We start from the raw sequence: 14,682 nt of genomic DNA on the forward strand, positions 1-14,682 counted from the left end.
CCTGCCCCAGGACCCCCGCGCGACCCTCCGAGTGCTCCACGGGGGCGCGTTCTGGAGGGGGTCGCGCGGCGGTTCTTCGCGCGGGAGGCGTAGGGGAGGGCGCGCGTCAGTCGCCCGACTCGATCCAGCAGCCGTTCGCCTGCCCTCCCCACGCGCCCGAGAGGTGGAACCTGTCCGGCGGGTAGATGCCACCCGGGGGGCGCCCCGCGACGGTGATGCGGCGTTCGTGGTCATAACAATACGAGCCGCTCAAATAAAGATAGCGATCCTTGCCGCCGTTGATCGTCGTATTGAGCGTGACCTGCGTTCCACTCACGGTCTGCCAGCTTCCGCCGACGCGCCTTTCCATCTTCACCGTCAGGTCGTCGTTGCCGTCGCCCTGGCTGACGAAGCACGCCCCCGCGACGATGCGCGAGTATTTGCCCAGGTAGCCGCTCGCCGTCCAGCTCGGCAACGACGTGGTCATGTTCGAGAGGTGCTCGGAATCGTCCACGCCGCCGAACGAGAGCGCCTCATTGTCGAAATAGCTCTGCCACTGCGCCGCTGCGCAGTTCCCGGCGGTCACCTCCGGCCCCGCGTCGTAGACGACGGAGAGCATCCGTGTCCCGCCGGCGATCGAGACGTGCTGTTCGAAGAGCCGCGGCGTGACGTCGGCCGAGGCGTCGGCGCTCAGCAGGTACTCGAGCGGCGTGATATCGGTCCCGTCCTCGTGGACGAGCGGCATGAGCTTGTCGTCCTCGGGCGAAGAGACGACCAGGACGCCGATCTGGGGCGCCGCGCTGCTCGGATCCTCGTCGATCAGCGATACCGTCCCGACACGCGGCACCACGAATCGATTCAGCACCTTGCCCTCGATCCTCTCGATGGCCCGAGCGGGGTGGTTGCCGGCGCTCTCCTCGGGCGTTTCCCGCCCGAAACCGTGCGAGGCCTGGCTCGCGGACGCCTCCTCCGAGACCTGCCCCGTATCGCCCGCCTCGACCGCGCAGCCTGCCGCGAGAAGCGTAGCTGCGACGAAAACACCCGGAACGCGCCTATCGTTCAACATACTCGCCTCCATTTCTGGTGAGGTCCCCTGCGCATTCCGAGCAGTGCATTGGCCGTACCTGTGCGCGCACGGCGCGGATCGCCCGGATTTCAGCCCATCAGGAGCGAGCAACGTGGAACGGCGTCGTGACGCTGTCACGCAGGCGCGACGCCGGGTGTCATGCCCGTGCGACAGGGGCCCGCCTGCGGCGCTCGCCGCCGTCGCGGTCTACGAGGACGGCGCGGACCTCCGGCTCGACGTCGTGAGGTTGCTCTTCGTGTCCGGCGCCGATCCGGCGGCCTTGAAGGAGCTCGCCGCGTTCGGTGAAGAGCGCGGGGGCCCGGAGGGCCGGTGCTCCAGGTTCGACGCGAGCCCCGTGGTGTCGTCTCGCAGCGGCGCGCCGCCGCCCCGGCGGGGAGCTCCGCGAGCGCCTTCGCGGAGGCGCTCTGCTCGGCGCGGATCATCGCGGCCACCTCCGCCGGCGGGGGAGGGAGCGGCGACGAGGCGGCCGGTGAGGGGGATCCGCGTGGCCACCGTCGGCCTCGGGAGCGCAAGCGCTGCGGCGATCTCGAGCGTCGTCGTCCGGTGCGGAGCTCGCACGATCTCGCGTTGGCCTCCTTGACAAGGCGGGGCAACCGTCAGGTACGCTACCTTTCCACGATGCGTGGGGGCGGCACGACGGGGCGGGGTCGGGGCTCAAGGCGCTCCACGCTGAGGCGGCGGTCCGCGTCCGGCATCGTGCACGGTCCTTTGCACGGCCGATTCGTGCAGGTGGTAGAGGACCTGTCGGCCAGTCGCTGGATCGGTGCAAGGGCGAGAGGCGGGGAAGAGGTATCGCCAGGCGAGGCTGGTGGCTGCTCTTCGCATTTTCCCTCGGAGAGCGTGGGGCAGGTCGACCTCGCCGCGACCAGCCGCGAGCTCCTTCTCGTGCCGCCGCGCCACGGTCGACCGGGCTCTGGTCGCCCGGGGTACCCGGCCGTCGGCGCGAATCTTGCGCGACGACACGCCGTCGCCGTCCGAGATCTAGCAACGGGAATACGTAGTTACGCAGCGGCGGCCGATCTGCGGGATGACGGGGATAGGCCGCGGAAGGTCACCGCCTATCTGCGGGATCATGGAGATAGGCCATGACGAGCCGCGACGTATCCTCGGGAATATGGAGATAGGGTGCCATGGTTGGCGGCCTACATGGGGAAATGCGTAGATATGTCGCGCATCACAGCTGATTGCGACGTTGGGCGGAGCAAGCAGGAAGGACCCCATGTCTAATTCCGTCGACGATCCCGATGACTCCGACAAGGGACTACGCTCCTTCGTGGTGCAGGGAGGGACGCTGCCCGCACCAGACGGAGAGGACGACCGCTCAGCTGCTCTTTGGTACATCAAAATCCGCTCGTGCCTGCAGCGTGAGCGATCCATATGGAAAACACAGGCGGCATACCCGTATCTCAGCGTCGATGCGCTTGTACTCAATACAGCCTATCGAGAGGACAGACGTGTCGTCCTAGTGACAAACAACTTCCTCCTGCAGAACGTTACCCGAAGTGATGCGGGGCGCATCATGGCAGCCCGACTCGTGGGTGGCGGCGTCGACGCTGGAATCTCCCAGTCTTCTGATCTCTTCCCCGAAGGCGCAGTAAATCTAAACGCGTACTGCATCGTAGCCTTCGAGCCTGTGCTGTTCGTCGGTGGAATGCCGTTTCTGGCAGCTGCTCCCTGGCTCGTTATTATCGACCAAGGCGTGCCGTTCCAATACACGATTGCTGAACTCCGCTCAGACGGACAGCACTCCTACCCGCACTCCGCCGAACTTGACTTCACGCCATACAAGGACATTGTCGCGAGATATCGGGAAACGTACCTACAGAACGCCGGGGATCTGAATGCCCAGGGCCTCTCAGAGCTTGACGCGCTCTTGGACGAGCTTTTTGCTATCAACAACAATATTCACCGCGAAGCTTCTCTCTATCACCTCCGTCGAAAGCGGTTACCGGCTCGGTACGTTCATCACGCCCCTACGTTGACGGCGTACGGTCGACTTGTACACGGCGCGGGCAACGAGCCTCAAATTGAACACAATTTGGCTCTTCTGCACTACAGAAAATCCCTCGAGGAGTTCCATCACGCGAAGCTCGCCGACTCCGGCGGCGACGTGGATCGAGCAGTGCTTCACGGGGCCTATTGCATGATTGCGCTGGCAACGTTCATTGAAGCTGTCGCAAACAGAGTGCATTTTACGGCAAGGGGAGAATATCCGGACTTGAAGGACTCCAGAACGGCTGAGGACAAGCTTTTGGAAGAGGCGGAGCGAATCACCAAGAACCGAGCAGATCGCAAGGCACGATCGTTCACCCGCCTCAAGCAGACGTCTGCGGAGTACGGTGCCCTCGTCCAGGTACGAAAGATTCGCAATCACTTGGTCCACGCTATCGAGAAGGCGTTTCCGGTCGATCCCGGGACCAGACTATCTGAGCTATTCGCCATGATCACGGTTGGTAACTGTAGGCGTCTTCTGAGCCTCGTACGGCAGGGACTTCTTGCCGTCCTCGATCAGGTTCCGGAGGTCGGAGTTCTGGTTCGTCTTGATAGAGGGGTAATCTGGCTGGGCGACATGGAGGTACCATGATCGACCCGCCCAACTCACGCTTGCACGCCGACGAGCAACTCCGTGGCGCCTACGGCGCCCCTCCGTTGCTCGCGGGTGAAGCGCACGTCGTTGGGCTGCAGCGGCGGCCCGCACCCGCCGACCTCAGGGGCCGGCGCCACGCGCGGGAACGGGAAGACGGACAGCGGAGCCATCGACGCCCGCCCAGGCTGGCGTGCGCTGGCGTTGCCGGCCCTTCGGGTGCAGGATACGCCCATGGGCAAGCCCGCGCTCGACCTCTCCAAGCTCACCGCGGACGAGAAGCTGGATCTGATCGATGACCTCTGGCGAAGCCTTTCCTCGGACGACCTGCCTCTGAGCTCCGAGCTCCGCGCTGAGCTTGATCGCCGCCTTGATCGCCTCGATATCGAAGGCCCCATCGGTGTCTCCTGGGAGGACGTCCGTGCCGAGATGACCACCGACGAGCCGTGAGCCGCGTTGTCTTCCTCGCCGAAGCTCGCGCCGAAGCCCTCGAGACCTTCCGCTGGTACTACGAGGAGCAGCGGTCCGGGCTTGGCGCCGTCTTCCGGCGAGAGCTGGACGACGCCATCAAGCGCATTCGGAGCGCACCGCTCGCGTACCCGCCGCTGTACCGAGACGTCCGGCGCGTACTCGTCGAGCGTTTCCCGTACGCGGTCTTCTACCGGATCCTGCCCGCCGCCATCGTGGTTGTTGGAGTGATTCACCGCCGCCGACATCCTCGCGAGTGGAAGCGCCGAGCGTGAGCGAATTTCGGAATGGCAGCCACGCATCCAACGAAATAGCGCCGGCGCGCTCACCACGAGAAGCGCAACGTGACCTCATCCGCGTCTGGCTTGTCGAACGACCAGCCAGTCTGGGTCGCGTCGACCTGCTTGCCGGTCACCTGCTCCAGCGCACGGCCGGCGAAACCGAGGCTCAGCGGTCCGAGGTGCTCGAACCCTGCGACCCCGGTCACGAGCAGCGTCACCTCGTTCCGCTCGAGCTGCGAGGAGTCCACCCGCAGCGTCCCGCCGACCATATCCTGCGCCCAGAAGTCGGGGAACTTCCGGAGGAAGAGCCGAGCGTTCATCCCCCTGAGAAGCAGCTTCATCAAGGTGTTCGCTTCCTTCTCGAAGACCGTCCGGCCGCACCTCACGACGTCCAGGTAGCTCTGCGATGGCTCGTTGTGGACCTGGACGATGCCGCGCAGAACCTCGACGTAGTAGGCGCGAGGGTACCACGCCGCGCTCGACATGGTGGCCAGCGCCCTCCTGAGCTCCTGAGAGAGCCCGTGACGAACCCGGCGGACCCCAGCCTCGTCACACAGCACGTCCGAGTAGGCTGCTGCATTGAGAATCAGAGAGCCCCGGGTCATCGGTTCTTGCATACATGCACTCTCATGGAAGAGCTCGCTGACACAGCGGAAGAAGAGATCAAAGGGTCGCCTCCGTCAAGGCGGCTTGAGCGCGTAGGTCAAGGAAGCCGGATCGCAGCGCGAGAAAGTGTGGTGCGGCACACCGAGGTGGCGGGCCTCGCCGAGCGCGGAGAGGAAGCGGACGATGCTGCGTGGCTCGGTCACCATGGCGACGAGCTTCATCCTGCCCTCGCAGGCTGGGCGCTCGAGGACATCGAGCGCGAACATCGGCGCAGCAACTCGGCCCACGGCCGATAGTCGCTGCGCTCGCGCTTGGGAGCGGTGTCATCGTCGCCTCCGCAGGCTCCTCTGGCTTCGCAGGGCGCGGGCCGATGCGCTTATTCGCCAACTGGGCTCCTCGCCTCAAACGCCCGTCGCAAACGAGTGCACCCGGTCCCCGAGCCAGGTGAGCGCCGGGGGCCTGGCTGTCCTGTCGTGCCGCTCGCGAAGGTGGACGGGGCCGGGCCAAGGGGTATGGGAGGCAGCCAGTAGTTCTTGCTGCCTGACGTGTGTCCAGCCGGTCCGGTCGTGGTATCGCGCTCTGGTGCTGCGAGCCGCCTCTCGTCGTACACGAAGCCGAGGTGCCGAGGAGAATGCGTCATCTCGGGCGCCCCCCTGTCACTCATCCCGTCTTGTGCGCACGCATGGTCGATCCCGACAAGGATCAGTCTGCCTCGATCCTCCAAGCTCGTGGCGCGATATGAAGACGAGCCCGAGCCCTCATCCGACATGCCGCACCCAGCGCTGGTCTCCCTCTGACATCGCCGTCGCGCATTCGCTCCAGCCGCCCACCGAGCAGGAGTGGCGCGATTGTACGATAGGACACGAATTGGGGTGCACAGGAGGGCGGCGGGGCGGCAGAGGAGCCACAGAATTGTACGATAGGACACTAGATTGGGTGCACAGGAGGGCCGCAGGGGCCGCGCAGGAGGGCGCCGTGGCCGCGCAGGAGGGCCGCCGTGGCCGCGCAGGAGGGCCGCAGGGGCCGCGCAGGAGGGCGCCGGAGCTGCGTAGGAGGGCCGCCGTGGCCGCGCAGGAGGGCCGCAGGGGCCGCGCAGGAGGGCGCCGGAGCTGCGTAGGAGGGCCGCCGTGGCCGCGCAGGAGGGCCGCAGGGGCCGCGCAGGAGGGCGCCGGAGCTGCGTAGGAGGGCCGCCGTGGCCGCGTAGGAGGGCCGCGGGGGCCGCGCAGTTGTACGAGCGGAGCCCCGGTAACAGTTCTGACCGGGAGCTGCGGTGACACTTCCTTAGAGCCACGGACCCGTGCTCCGGGAGGACTGGAAACAGGGACCGGATCCTCGTCGACGCGACACGCTCGCCGCACTTTCTCGGACCGCCAGGATCTAACCACGAACCGCTCCCCGTGGTCGCGGAACACACGAGCCTCTCCTCATGATCCGGCGTGAGTTCGCGGAGGTCACCGCGCCCTGGCCAGCTTCAGCTCCTTGTTCTTGAGGGTGACCTGCGCGAGCAGAACCGGGCCGTAGTACAGCTCCCAGACGTCATCGGCGCTCGGAATCAGCCCCACGAGCTCGTGGGGGAGGTGCGCGCGTCGAGCCCGCGCGTCATCGGCCTGTTGCGCGGCCTCTCGCCGGAGATGGCGGCGCGGCTCGACGAGGGATGATCACTTCGCCGGCTTGGTGGCCGTCGCGCCCGGAGTGTAGTGCACGATGATGCCGCGGTCCTTGTTGCACTTCTGGACCTTCTCGTCCCACACGCAGCCCTCCGGACAGGGCTGCACGCCGGGATCTCCCGTGGGGCAGATCTCGGCCTCGCCCTCCTTCGCGGCGGGCTGCTCGGGCGCCTGCGCGCCTCCGCAGGCAGAGAGCATCCAGGCCAGGACGGGGAGCACCAGAACGATCGCCGATCGACGCATGCAGACCTCCACGAGCCCGCGATGGGTGGGCTCCAGCGTCGACGTCTACCAATTCCCAGGCCTGCGGGGCCAGCGCTTCCGCGCGACAAGGACGAGCGCCGCGGCGAGCGCGGCGAGCGCGGGGGGAGCGCTCGGGCCGCCCTCGCCGGCCGCGCAGGCGCACCCGCGCGGGCTCGTCGCCACGCGCGGGAAGGTCGGCGCGACCTGCCTGCCGTCGAGCGCGGCGCCCTCGCCCGAGGTGATGAAGCCGGCCCACGCGTGCGGGTGCGGGCGGTCACGCCGGATCTCGAGCTGCGCCGACCGCAGCGCCTCGCTGCGCCCTCCGCCGCGCGCGAGCGCCGCGTAGTACGACGTCATGAGATCCCGCGTCGCCATGTCGCCGACCTTCCACAGGCTCATCACCTGCGTCTCCGCCCCGGCGAGGAGCAGCGCGCGGCGGAGCCCGTAGACCCCGTCGCCGCGGGGGACCTCGCCGAGGCCGGTCTCGCAGGCCGAGAGCACGACGAGCTGGGTCCCGTGGAGGTCCAGCGAGGAGATCTCGAGCGCGGTCAGGATGCCGTCGTCCTCGTCCGAGCTGCTCCGCCGCGCGTTGGCGCCGGCCAGCGCCAGGCCCGAGCGCAGGAGCGGGTTCTCGCTCCAGGCGGGGCTCTCGATCCCGGCGCCGCGGGTGCTCGCCGGATCGGCGGGGGAGCCCTGGTCCGGGAGGAAGAAGCCGTGCGTCGCGATGTGCAGCACGCGCGGCCGCTGCGCCCGCTTGAGGGCCTCCTCGGTGGCCGACGGGCCGGTCAGGACCGTCGCGCTGGCCAGCGCGCTCCGCACCGCCTCCGCCTCGCGCTCCGTGCCCGGCAGGGGCGGGAAGCGCGCCCCGGCCAGCTCGGCGGAGCGCAGGCCGCGCGTGGCGCCGTCGTCCGGCGCGAGCTCCGAGAGGCTGCCGAACGCGGGATCGGCGATGACCAGCACGCCTCCACGCGGCGCCGCGGCCTGTGGCGCCGCGGCGCCCGCGGTGCGCAGCAGATCGCGCCCGCTGGTCAAATAGGTGAACGAGGCGCGCTCGATGAGATAGTTGCCCTCGTCGTCCACGAGCGCGGCGAACGGCACGAGGTTCAGCGCGCCGTCCGGGCTGAGGAGGATCCAGCGCGCCGCGCCGAGGGCGGCCCGGATCGGCTGCATCACGAGCGCATCGAGGTGACGCGCGCGCTCCCGGGGGTCTCGCTCCGGGTTCGAGAGGTCCCGCGAGAGCTCCGCGGCGGCCGCGTCGATGGCGGCGGCGTCGCCGAGATCCACCCCCGTGACGTCCCCGCGCCGCCCGACGACATAGGCCGCGTAGCGAGGCTTGCCCCACGTCGGCCTCACCGGCGGCCCGAACGGGTCGTAAGGCCGGTACTGGACGATCTCGACGAGCGCCGCCCCGTCGGGGATCGCCGCCTGCACGCCCTCGACGGTGATCGGCGGCTCCTTCGCGTCCGCCGGGCGCGCGGCGCGCGTCCGCGCGGCCAGCTGGAACTCGAGCCGCTGGCGCTCGGCCTCGAGCTGCTGCACCTCGCGCTGGTGCTCCTCGGCGGGGAGGTCGATCGGGCCGCGCGTGATCGCGGTGGACAGCTTCGCGTCGAGCTGCGTGAGGGCGCCGAGGAGCGCCCGGCCCTCGGCGTCGAGATCGCGACGCAGCGACGCGAAGCTCTCGGCGATGGCGTCGAGCGCGAGCCCCTTGCGCCGGAGGATCGACCGCAGGGCGAGCCGCGCGGCGGCCTGGTCGCGCGGGGCACCCTGGAGGTGCAGCGAGAGGGTCGCGTCGGTGTCGCGCTGGACGAGGCCCATGACCAGGCGCTTCTGCCGCTCGGAGCCCCTCGCCAGGTTGGCCCGGGCGCTCCGGTCCTGGAGGCCGGCGGCCCGCTCGCGCGTCCGCACGGCCATGGCGGTCCGGCCCTGCGCAACGTACAGGTTCGCGAGGTGCCCCAGCGCGCGGACGATGGCCGGGTGATCCGGCGCGAAGAGCCGCTCGCGGATCACGAGCGCCTGGAGGAGCAGCGCCTCCGCCGCGGGATCGCCCTTGCGGGTGAAGAGCACGCCGAGCTCCTCCAGCAGATCGGCGCGCACAGCGCTCTGCGCCGGGAGCGCGGGCTCGAGCCGCGGGCGCAGGTCGAGGAGGCGCCGCTCGGCCTCCTCGACCTGCCCGCGCCGCAAGCAGAGCTGCGCGGCGCGCAGATCCGGGATCGCGTAGGCCCATCCCGAGCCGCCGGTGGCCTCTTTGAGGATCACGCGCATCCTGTCGAGCGCCTCCGCGAAGGAGCGAAGCGCGCGTCGCTCCAGGTACAGCCGCGCGAGCGAGTCGACGGCGTAGAACTCGCCCCAGCCCTGGAGGAGCGGCTGGGCTCGCTTCAGGAGCTCCTCGGCGCTCTGGAGGTCCCCTAGGTCGATGTAGACGTTGGCGAGCCGGGCATAGAGCATCCCTTCGTCGTTGAAGGAGGGCTGCTCGCGCGTCAGCCCCCGCACCAGCAGCGCCTCGGCGCGCGCGTAGTCGCCATAGCCGAGGTAGAAATGCGCGAGCTCGCTGTCGAGCTCGGAGGTGCCCTCCAGCAGCGCAAAGTACCTGTCGGCGAGGGCGGCGCTCTCGGCCAGATCGTCCCTCTCCACGGCCGCTCTCCAGCGCTGGCGGGCCGCGGAGAGGTCCTCGCTCGCCTGCTCGGCGGGGGTCGGCTGCGCCGCGAGCGGCGCGGGCCGGGCCGCCGAGACGAGCGCCGCCACCGCGAGCGAGAGGAGCCGCGCGCGGCGGCGGAGGCCGCGCGCGGGGCGGAGGGGCGGCATCGCGGAGCAGGGGAACGCTTTGCTGCGCATCAGCTGATCGAGCAGCCCCGCCGCGGGGCGCGGCGAGCCGCTGGGACGCCGTCGCGGCCGCCTCGAGCGGCCGCGGCGCGCCTCACTTCGCTTCGACCTTCACGTTGGCGTTCGCCTTGAAGCTCGCCTTCGCGCCCGCTCCTCCGCCGCCGCCGTCGTCGCCCGCGGGCGCGGTCGCCTTCAGATCGAACGACGGCGGGGTGTTGGGATCGCACTCCGGCGGCGGCCCGAACCCGTCGGCGTTGAACTTCCACGACAGCGACCCCGAGGCCGACGGATCCTTCCGGATCGCCTTGATCTCCACCTCGTGCTCCCCAGCGCGCGCCGGCGTGCAGTACGAGAGGAGGTAGAAGCGCTTCATGTGCGCCTCGATCTTCGCCGCGATCTTGTCGAACGACTCCTTGACCTTCGCCTGGTCCGCCGCGAGCTCGGTCCCGTCGCGCCCGATCTCGTCGAGCCGCGCCTTCTCGATCTCGGCGCCGACGCCGACGACGAAGATCTGGTAGTTCTCGTACTCTTCTTTCTTGAGCTCGTTCAGCATGTCCTCGCGGCTCACGCGGTTCGCGCGATCGGTGCCGTCCGAGAAGATGACGAGCGTGCCGAACTTGAGAGGGCGCCGGTCCTTGTCGAGCTGCTTCTTGAGCTCCCGGATGCCCTCCACCACGCCGCCGTGGAGGTTCGTCGACGTGTCCTTCGGCTTGTAGCTCCGGAGCCCCTCGAGCCCGCCCTGGACCGAGCCCTGCGCCTCGGTGAACGGCACCACCGAGTGGATTTTTACCTCGCCGTCGAACGCATAGACGCCGACCTTCTGGCTCTTGCCGACCCGGTCGCTGAACGACTGCGCGGCGTCGACGAGGGCGTCGGCCTGACCCGACTCGGTGATGCTGCCGCTCATGTCGACGAGCAGCATCGTGTACATGACCGCCGCGACCTCGGGGTTCTGGATGGTCTGCTTGCTCTCGAACTTCGAGACGAGCTCTTCGTCCTCGTAGATCTCGAAGTCCTCGGCCGTGAGGCCGCCGACCGGCTCGTCCTCGCCGGCATCGACGCTGAAGAACACCCAGACGTTGTTCGGCTTCTTCTGGGCGGAGTTGATCCGGGTCACCCGCAGCCCGCCGCCGCACGCCACGCTCGACAGGGCGAACAGGGCGGCGAGCAGGATCCGGAACGCTGGAGAACAAAGGAGGATTTTCACGCGCGCGATTAGCGCGCATCGGACGCCGCGATGTCAATTCGCTGCCGCAGGTGGCCCCTCCCCCGCGGCCGCCTCGCCGGGCGGGCACGGCCGCACGGCCGCGCCGGCGGAGGCGGCCCCACACCCCCGAGGCGCTGGCGGCGCGGCGCTGGGCGGCCCCGCCCCGCCGCGCCGCCCGCGCGGCCTCGCCAGACGCGCCGCCCGCGCGGCCGCCTCGCCGATCGTGCAGGGAGGCGCTCGCGCTGGTTTACTCCGGGAGGGAGACCGCCGTACATAGGCCCGCGCGCCTCGAAGACCGCGCGCGTCGCCTCCGGGCGCTCAGCGAGTTGGTCTCCCCGGGCCGATTTCCGTTACCCTGTCGCCGCATGGCACGCATCCTGATCGTCGAGGACTCGCCGGCAATGCGAGCGTACATCCGCTCGACGCTGGAGGACCGCGTGCTGGGGCTCGCGGGCGACGTCGACATCGTGGAGGCCGTGAACGGCTTCGACGCGCTCCGGCTCCTGCCGCGCGGCGCGTTCGACCTCGTGATCACCGACATCAACATGCCCGACATCAACGGGCTCGAGGTGATCCGCTTCGTCCGGCAGAGCGACCGCTACCGGCAGGTCGCGATCCTCATCATCTCCACGCAGGCGACCGAGCGAGACATCCAGCGCGGGCTCCGCCTCGGCGCCGACCGCTTCCTCCCGAAGCCGTTCACGCCCGAGGCCCTGCGCGACGCCGTGGTCGCGAGCCTCGACGCGCGGGCCGAGGCGCCGCAGGCCGGCGCCTCGCCGTCCGACGGCGCCGCCGGCGTCGACGAGCGCGCGGCCGCGCCCTCTCCGCGCGCAGATGCCCCCCACGCGGAGGAGCCCGCGGCCCGCACCAAGCAGCCCGGCTCCGGCGAGGGAGGCGGCGGCTGATGGTCGACAGCGGCGATCGGGCGCGCGAAGAGTTCTTCTCGGAAGCGCAGGAGATCGTCGAGGGGCTCGGGCGCGACCTCCTCGCGCTCGACGAGGCGGTGCGGACCAACAAGGTCGACCCCGACGTCATCAACGACGTCTTCCGCGCCGTGCACACCCTGAAGGGGCTCGCCGGGCTCTTCGGCGCGACCCGGATGGCCACCCTCTCGCACGAGCTCGAGGAGCTGCTCGACAACCTCCGCCTCGGGCGCATCGAGATCAACGCGTCGGTCCTCGACCTCCTGTTCCGCAGCGTCGAGCTCTACGGGCGCATCCTCCAGAACGAGAAGGACGGGCGCGACGCGCCGATGCCCGAGGTCGACGACCTCCTGCGCCAGCTGCACCAGGACGCGGGCCCGAGCGCGGCCGGCCTCCCCGACGACAACTACGACCTCGATCCGGGGCTGCTCTCCGTGCTCACCGAGTACGAGGAGCACCGGCTGCGCACGAACATCGCGAGCGGGATGACCCTGTTCCGGCTCCGCGTGCAGTTCCACCTCGCCACGATCGATCAGGCCCTCGACGACCTGAAGATCACAGCGAAGCCGTACGGCGAGATCATCACCTACCTGCCGACCGGCGCCGGCGCGGACCAGGACTCGATCGAGCTCGACATCCTGATGGCCTCGCGCGCGCCGCTCGAGGAGCTCCAGCGCGCGCTGCACCAGGCCGGCGCCGCCGTCGAGGAGATCCCGCGGCGCAACAACAACGGCCACGGCCGGGTCGCCCCGCCGGGCATGCCGTCGATGTCCGCGGCGCTCCGGGGCGGCGCGCCGACCGGCGTGTCGCGGGCCGTCGACCTGACCGGCTCGATGTCGGCGGCGAGCCCGCCGTCGAGCGCGCGCGGCAACCGCAAGGGGGAGCTCAGCTCCATCCGCTCCGTCGCGCAGACGGTGCGGGTCGACATCCACAAGCTCGACCGGCTGATGAACATCGTCGGCGAGCTCGCCCTCGTCCGCTCCGCGCTCGGCCGCCTCGTCGAGCGGCTCCGCGCGGCGCCCACCGAGCGCGAGCTCTCGCTCGACCTCCACAGGCTCCAGCGGACGTTCGACCGGCACCTCGCCCAGATGCAGGCGGGCATCCTCGAGGTCCGGATGGTCCCGCTCGGGCAGGTCTTCGACAAGCTCGCGCGCGTCGTCCGCCAGATCAGCCGCGACGCCGACAAGCTCGTGAACCTCGTCATCACGGGCGCCGAGACCGAGGTCGACAAGCTCATCGTCGAGGAGCTCAGCGACCCGCTCATGCACATGATGCGCAACGCCATCGACCACGGCATCGAGTCGAAGAGCATGCGCGAGGCGGTGGGCAAGCCGGCGGTCGGCACGATCGCGCTGAACGCCTTCCAGAAGGGCAACCACGTCGTCATCGAGATCGAGGACGACGGCAAGGGCATCGACGTCGACAAGCTGCTCGACGCCGCCCTGCGCCGCGGCGTCATGACGCCGGAGGACGCGCGGACCACGAGCTACCGCGAGGTGCTGAACCTCATCTTCCAGCCGGGCATCTCGACCAAGACCGACGTCAGCGAGCTCTCGGGGCGCGGCGTCGGGATGGACGTCGTGAAGACGAACATCAGCAAGCTCGGCGGCGTCATCGACGTGCACAGCGAGCCCGGCATCGGCACCAAGATGACGGTCACGCTGCCGATCACGCTCGCGATCATCAGCGCGCTCATCGTCCGGGTCGCCGACAGGCTGTTCGCGATCCCGCTGACCAACGTGCAGGAGGCGGTCGCGCTCGACGAGGCCACGGTGCGCCAGATCGACGGCCGCGAGATGATCACGCTGCGCAACAGCACGCTCCAGCTCTGCTACCTGGCGCGGCTCTTCGGCCTGAACGAGGAGGAGGAGCTCAGCGCGCGCATCGCCGGCCTGCTCGGCGGCGCGCGCGGCGGCTCGGCGGCGCGGGCCGCGGTGGGCGGCGGGCGCCGGGGCGACGGCGGCCGCGCGACGCTCGGGCTCCAGGGGGGCAACAAGCGCAAGTACATCGTCGTGGCGTCGGTCGGCGCGCGCAGGCTGGGCCTCGTCGTGAGCACGCTCATCGGGCAGCAGGACGTCGTGATCAAGGCGCTCGGCCCGTCGCTCTCCTCGGTGCGCGGCTTCTCCGGCGCCACCGAGCTCGGCGATCAGCGCATCGCGCTCGTCCTCGACGCCCCGGCGCTCATCGAGGAGATCCTCCACGGCGGGGACCGGCAGCGCAACGATCCGCGGAGCACCCATGGCTAACCTCACCCGAAGGCCCGCCCGGATACCGGTCTCGAAGCGGAACTCGCGCGCGCAGGCGAGCGGCCCGCGGACCGAGTACCTCGCGTTCACGCTCGCGGGCGACACCTACGCCGCGCCCGTCTCGCTCGTGCGCGAGATCCTGAAGCCGCCCCCGCTCACCCCGGTGCCGCGCGCGCCGGACTCGACGATGGGCATCGTCAGCGTGCGCGGGCAGCTCGTCACCGTCATCGATCTGCGGCGGCGGATGCGGCTGCACGAGAGCGCCGCGCAGCGGCGGGCGCGCATCCTGCTCGTCGACGCGGCGAACGGCGAGACGCTCGGCCTCTTCGTCGACGAGGTCCAGCAGGTCTACCGGCTCGCCGACGCCGAGATCGAGCACGCCGCGACGGCGCTCGGGGGAGACGTGGCGGGCTACATCGCCGGCATCGCCCGGCCCATGCACGGGGCGAGCGCGTCGGATGGCACCCAGGGCGAGGCGCAGCCGCGCGTCATCATCCTGCTCGACCTGCAGGCCATACTCGCGTCCTAAGGGACGATTCGTCCGCGCCCGGGCGGCTCGTAGAGCCCGGGC

13 protein-coding genes and 1 pseudogene are annotated in these 14,682 nt (G+C 69.8%); 6 read left to right on the plus strand and 8 right to left on the minus strand.

What is annotated here, in order from left to right; translation table 11 throughout:
* Positions 1 to 106: 106 nt before the first annotated feature.
* Entirely contained in the window at positions 107 to 1,045 is a 939-nt protein-coding gene (locus tag WMF29_RS08495; protein ID WP_437328362.1) for a hypothetical protein, read from the minus strand.
* A 207-nt stretch (positions 1,046 to 1,252) separates the two neighbouring features.
* Positions 1,253 to 1,624, minus strand: coding sequence for a hypothetical protein (locus WMF29_RS08500; RefSeq protein WP_437328363.1), 372 nt, complete (start codon positions 1,622 to 1,624; stop codon positions 1,253 to 1,255).
* A 661-nt stretch (positions 1,625 to 2,285) separates the two neighbouring features.
* On the opposite strand from WMF29_RS08500, the gene WMF29_RS08505 reads away from it, so the two are divergent.
* From WMF29_RS08505 to WMF29_RS08515, 3 genes are all read left to right on the plus strand, one after another.
* Complete coding sequence (locus WMF29_RS08505; protein ID WP_437328364.1) at positions 2,286 to 3,650, plus strand: hypothetical protein; 1,365 nt, start codon at positions 2,286 to 2,288, stop codon at positions 3,648 to 3,650.
* A 234-nt stretch (positions 3,651 to 3,884) separates the two neighbouring features.
* The gene (locus tag WMF29_RS08510) at positions 3,885 to 4,100 is read left to right on the plus strand and encodes an addiction module protein (protein WP_437328365.1); all 216 of its coding nucleotides are present in this window, start codon (positions 3,885 to 3,887) and stop codon (positions 4,098 to 4,100) included.
* Positions 4,097 to 4,393, plus strand: coding sequence for a type II toxin-antitoxin system RelE/ParE family toxin (locus WMF29_RS08515; RefSeq protein ID WP_437328366.1), 297 nt, complete (start codon positions 4,097 to 4,099; stop codon positions 4,391 to 4,393). Before WMF29_RS08510 ends, WMF29_RS08515 begins: the two co-directional genes overlap by 4 nt.
* A 50-nt stretch (positions 4,394 to 4,443) precedes the next feature.
* Here the strand turns inward: WMF29_RS08515 and WMF29_RS08520 are convergent, their stop codons facing one another.
* From WMF29_RS08520 to WMF29_RS08545, 6 genes and pseudogenes are all read right to left on the minus strand, one after another.
* A complete protein-coding gene (locus WMF29_RS08520) occupies positions 4,444 to 5,004 on the minus strand; it encodes a hypothetical protein (protein ID WP_437328367.1) in 561 nt (186 codons plus the stop codon).
* 75 nt (positions 5,005 to 5,079) lie between these two features.
* The gene (locus tag WMF29_RS08525; protein ID WP_437328368.1) at positions 5,080 to 5,271 is read right to left on the minus strand and encodes a hypothetical protein; all 192 of its coding nucleotides are present in this window, start codon (positions 5,269 to 5,271) and stop codon (positions 5,080 to 5,082) included.
* A 1,185-nt stretch (positions 5,272 to 6,456) separates the two neighbouring features.
* Positions 6,457 to 6,582, minus strand: a pseudogene (locus WMF29_RS08530) (IS481 family transposase); the annotation flags it as partial.
* 81 nt (positions 6,583 to 6,663) lie between these two features.
* On the minus strand, positions 6,664 to 6,915 hold the full coding sequence (locus WMF29_RS08535; RefSeq protein WP_437328369.1) for a hypothetical protein: 252 nt from the start codon (positions 6,913 to 6,915) through the stop codon (positions 6,664 to 6,666).
* Positions 6,916 to 6,960: 45 nt separating this feature from the next.
* Positions 6,961 to 9,747, minus strand: coding sequence for a CHAT domain-containing protein (locus tag WMF29_RS08540; protein WP_437328370.1), 2,787 nt, complete (start codon positions 9,745 to 9,747; stop codon positions 6,961 to 6,963).
* Positions 9,748 to 9,829: 82 nt separating this feature from the next.
* A complete protein-coding gene (locus WMF29_RS08545; RefSeq protein WP_437328371.1) occupies positions 9,830 to 10,942 on the minus strand; it encodes a VWA domain-containing protein in 1,113 nt (370 codons plus the stop codon).
* 365 nt (positions 10,943 to 11,307) lie between these two features.
* On the opposite strand from WMF29_RS08545, the gene WMF29_RS08550 reads away from it, so the two are divergent.
* From WMF29_RS08550 to WMF29_RS08560, 3 genes are read left to right on the plus strand one after another with little or no spacing between them, the layout of a single operon-like run.
* On the plus strand, positions 11,308 to 11,847 hold the full coding sequence (locus WMF29_RS08550) for a response regulator (RefSeq protein WP_437328372.1): 540 nt from the start codon (positions 11,308 to 11,310) through the stop codon (positions 11,845 to 11,847).
* Entirely contained in the window at positions 11,847 to 14,111 is a 2,265-nt protein-coding gene (locus WMF29_RS08555; RefSeq protein ID WP_272101285.1) for a chemotaxis protein CheA, read from the plus strand. Before WMF29_RS08550 ends, WMF29_RS08555 begins: the two co-directional genes overlap by 1 nt.
* A complete protein-coding gene (locus WMF29_RS08560; RefSeq protein WP_012234230.1) occupies positions 14,104 to 14,640 on the plus strand; it encodes a chemotaxis protein CheW in 537 nt (178 codons plus the stop codon). The genes WMF29_RS08555 and WMF29_RS08560 overlap by 8 nt, the downstream gene beginning before the upstream one ends.
* The last annotated feature ends 42 nt before the right edge of the window (positions 14,641 to 14,682 follow it).

Origin of the sequence: Sorangium sp. So ce381, from assembly GCF_051473845.1 — a bacterium.
Taxonomy (GTDB): domain Bacteria; phylum Myxococcota_A; class Polyangia; order Polyangiales; family Polyangiaceae; genus Sorangium; species Sorangium atrum.

Coding starts and splice junctions, on each gene's coding strand:
- WMF29_RS08520 (WP_437328367.1), bottom strand. CDS start 5,004: ATGACCCGGGGCTCTCTGATTCTCAATGCAGCAGCCTACTCGGACGTG.
- WMF29_RS08510 (WP_437328365.1), top strand. CDS start 3,885: ATGGGCAAGCCCGCGCTCGACCTCTCCAAGCTCACCGCGGACGAGAAG.
- WMF29_RS08535 (WP_437328369.1), bottom strand. CDS start 6,915: ATGCGTCGATCGGCGATCGTTCTGGTGCTCCCCGTCCTGGCCTGGATG.
- WMF29_RS08505 (WP_437328364.1), top strand. CDS start 2,286: ATGTCTAATTCCGTCGACGATCCCGATGACTCCGACAAGGGACTACGC.
- WMF29_RS08560 (WP_012234230.1), top strand. CDS start 14,104: ATGGCTAACCTCACCCGAAGGCCCGCCCGGATACCGGTCTCGAAGCGG.
- WMF29_RS08540 (WP_437328370.1), bottom strand. CDS start 9,747: ATGCGCAGCAAAGCGTTCCCCTGCTCCGCGATGCCGCCCCTCCGCCCC.
- WMF29_RS08550 (WP_437328372.1), top strand. CDS start 11,308: ATGGCACGCATCCTGATCGTCGAGGACTCGCCGGCAATGCGAGCGTAC.
- WMF29_RS08555 (WP_272101285.1), top strand. CDS start 11,847: ATGGTCGACAGCGGCGATCGGGCGCGCGAAGAGTTCTTCTCGGAAGCG.
- WMF29_RS08495 (WP_437328362.1), bottom strand. CDS start 1,045: ATGTTGAACGATAGGCGCGTTCCGGGTGTTTTCGTCGCAGCTACGCTT.
- WMF29_RS08525 (WP_437328368.1), bottom strand. CDS start 5,271: ATGTTCGCGCTCGATGTCCTCGAGCGCCCAGCCTGCGAGGGCAGGATG.